Here is a 432-nt window from a genome sequence, read left to right as displayed (position 1 = left end):
ATGCCGCCGCGGCCGGCGAAGCCGTCGATCAGCGCCATCGTGAGCACCGGTTCATCGGCCGGCGGCAGCGGCACGGCTAACCGGCGCGGCGCGCTGTCGTCGATGTAAAGCAGGTGGCAGCCGCCGCGCGCCGGCGCGCCGGTACTCGTCAGCACCAGCTGCATGGGGCGGCCAGCGGGCGGCGCCGCGAGCTGGCGGCGGAAAGCATCGGCCAGGGCGGGGCTGTCCTGGGCCACGCACAGCAGCAGCGGAGCGTCGTCGCCGGCAAAGGCGGCGGCGGGCCATTGCACGAAGCGGGCAAACGTGGCGACCAGCCGGGCCTTTGCCTGCGCATCGCTGCCGACCGACTGGGCGCGGACGGCGCCCTGCAGGCCAAGCAGCAGCGCCAGCGCGACGCAAGCCAGCGCCGCAGCATGGCGCAAGACTGTAGGC

General features: G+C 74.5%; 1 protein-coding gene. It reads right to left on the bottom strand.

Annotated elements, in window-relative coordinates:
* The coding region (locus tag IAI51_RS27790) for a YfiR family protein (RefSeq protein WP_187681380.1) at nucleotides 1-432 on the bottom strand (432 nt) is incomplete at both ends.

The sequence above is a fragment of the Pseudomonas sp. N40(2020) genome (assembly GCF_014472415.1).
Lineage (GTDB): Bacteria > Pseudomonadota > Gammaproteobacteria > Pseudomonadales > Pseudomonadaceae > Aquipseudomonas.
This window is presented reverse-complemented; position numbering and strand designations above follow the sequence as displayed.